This window comes from Bartonella queenslandensis AUST/NH15 (genome assembly GCF_000312585.1).
GTDB lineage: Bacteria > Pseudomonadota > Alphaproteobacteria > Rhizobiales > Rhizobiaceae > Bartonella > Bartonella queenslandensis_A.
The window spans coordinates 23,558-26,024 of the sequence record NZ_HE998006.1 but is presented as its reverse complement, the minus strand read 5'-3'; the positions used below and the strand labels follow the sequence as shown (position 1 = coordinate 26,024).

Below are 2,467 nucleotides of genomic sequence, written 5' to 3'. Positions count from 1 at the left end.
ATGTGTCAACATTCAATTGTAATAAATCTTACAAAATGTTTTTTTAAATCTGTGCCAAAATCAGCAATATCTGAAAAAAATAAATATTGATTTATAATAACGATTAATCAGTTTGCATGTCTGAGTGACATTCTCAAATATCGCAATTTTTTTCATTTAAAATCTTTTTATATTGAACCAATCAAAGCCATTCCCTCGCCTGTCACAAGCGGTGGTGTGAATAAAAAACTATAAAAGACTAAGGAGCACAATGCCTCTTATGAACCATATCAAAACAAAAGCTGTTTTAACATTAGAAACCAGTAAAATATATGATAATGTCGCTGTCCTCTTTCATAAGCGTAAAGATGATGATATCCAATGGCTTTTACGTTATAATATTCATGAATGGCGCTATGAAATGAGATCAAGCGCCTCGAGAAATATTCCTTTAACTCTTACATATTCTGTTGCAAGCACTATAACACTCCCATATCAATAGGTTGGGAAAGTTTTGCAAAAATTAAAAACAGTTTGTATAATACATGAAAAAAATATTTTCAGGTACAAGCATAAAGAATGATAGCTGTTTTCGTTTGCATTTTATTTAAAAGATCTTGGTATTTTTTTATCTGTTCATAGATGTTCAAAACTTCTCAGAAGCAATATATATAAATCAATAACGTTGTGATTGGTTACGAGTGTACGCTTAAAAATACCTTTATGAAGAGTTGGTCATAAAAATTAATTAACATAAATTAAGCATACAATATTTGCTTTTAGGTGCTACAAATGGCAAATTAGGCTTTTAAAGTAAACTTAATAATTAGAATCGAGGAGATTTTAAATGGCTTTTGAACTGGCTGCATTGCCTTATGATTACGATGCTCTTTCGCCCTATATGTCACGCGAAACGCTTGAATATCATCATGATAAGCATCACCTCGCTTATCTTACCAATACCAACAACCTTATAAAAGATGCGGGCTTGGAAAATGAAAGCCTTGAAGAGATTATTAAAAAAAGTTTTGGAAAAAATATTGGTTTATTTAATAATGCAGCGCAATATTACAATCATAACCATTTTTGGCATTGGATGAAAAAAGATGGTGGTGGTCAAAAGTTGCCTGAAAAATTAGCAAAAGCTATCGAATCTGATCTAGGTGGCTATGATAAATTCCGTGCGGATTTTATTGCTACCGCTGGTGCCCAATTTGGCTCTGGATGGGCATGGGTTGCTGTTAAAGATGGTAAGCTTGAAATTATGAAAACGCCTAATGGTGAAAATCCCTTGGTTGAGAATGCTCAACCTATTCTAGGTGTGGATGTGTGGGAACATTCCTATTACATTGACTACCGTAATGCTCGTCCGAAGTATCTCGAAGCTTTCGTGGATCATTTGATCAATTGGGATTATGTTTTAAAACTTTATGAAGATTGCGGATTGTAAGCTGTCTAGGTAATTCTTTAGTAAATATAAGTCCCTATAATCTAGTAAATTATAGGGACTTACAAATAGAGAAATTATAAATTAGAAAAAATCTTTTCCTGCTATCTTTAGAATATATGCATAGATATAAGCGATTTCTTCTAACTTTGAAAAACGTCCAGCCGCGCCAGCGTGTCCTGCATCCATATTAATACGCAATAAAATTGCATTATCATCTGTTTTTAACGCACGCAATTTTGCTACCCATTTTGTAGGTTCCCAGTAAGTTACACGAGGATCTGTTAATCCTGCTATCACAAGCATAGGGGGGTATTTTTGCGCTTTGACGTTATCATAGGGAGAATAAGAAGCGATAAGATTATAATCTTCTTGTGATTCAAGAGGATTTCCCCATTCAGGCCATTCAGGGGGCGTTAAGGGTAAAGAAGCATCGAGCATCGTTGTTAAAACATCAACAAAAGGGACATTGGCTATAATTCCAGCAAAATCCTGTGGCGCTATATTGGCAATAGCTCCCATCAACATTCCTCCTGCCGAACCACCATGCGCAATAAGCCGATCATGAGCTGTAAATTTATTGTTTACAAGATAACGCCCACAAGCAATAAAATCAGTAAATGTGTTATGTTTAAAAAGATGTTTTCCTTTCTCATACCATTCAACCCCTTTTTCTTTTCCTCCACGAATATGGGCAATAGCATAAATAAAACCTCTGTTTACCAGAGAGAGTACATTACTATTGAAACTGGCAGGAATAGAGATCCCATAAGCACCATAACCGTAAAGCAGACAAGGTGCACAACCATTGAGAGGTGTCGTTTTATGATAAATAAGTGAAATAGGAATTTTTTCACCATCCTCTGCAATGGCCATGATACGTCGCGTTATATATTCCTCTTTATTATGACCAGAGGGAATTATTTGCGTCTTTAACAATATTCGTTTGCGACTTTTCATCTCATAATCAAATACTTGATCAGGCGTTGTCATAGATGAATAAGAAAAGCGAATGGACTGACTATTATATTCCGCTGCACC

At 34.9% G+C, this 2,467-nt stretch carries 3 protein-coding genes; 2 read left to right on the top strand and 1 reads right to left on the bottom strand.

From position 1 onward, the window contains the following. Window positions 1-250 precede the first annotated feature (250 nt). The gene (locus BN338_RS12145) at window positions 251-481 is read left to right on the top strand and encodes a hypothetical protein (RefSeq protein ID WP_039760303.1); all 231 of its coding nucleotides are present in this window, start codon (window positions 251-253) and stop codon (window positions 479-481) included. Between the two features lie 345 nt (window positions 482-826). Then, window positions 827-1,429: a superoxide dismutase gene (locus BN338_RS06690; RefSeq protein WP_039760302.1), complete on the top strand. Its 603-nt coding sequence runs from the start codon at window positions 827-829 to the stop codon at window positions 1,427-1,429. Window positions 1,430-1,510: 81 nt separating this feature from the next. Here BN338_RS06690 and BN338_RS06685 read toward each other — a convergent pair. Next, on the bottom strand, window positions 1,511-2,467 hold a 957-nt coding region (locus tag BN338_RS06685), incomplete at its 5' end, for a prolyl oligopeptidase family serine peptidase (RefSeq protein ID WP_039760298.1).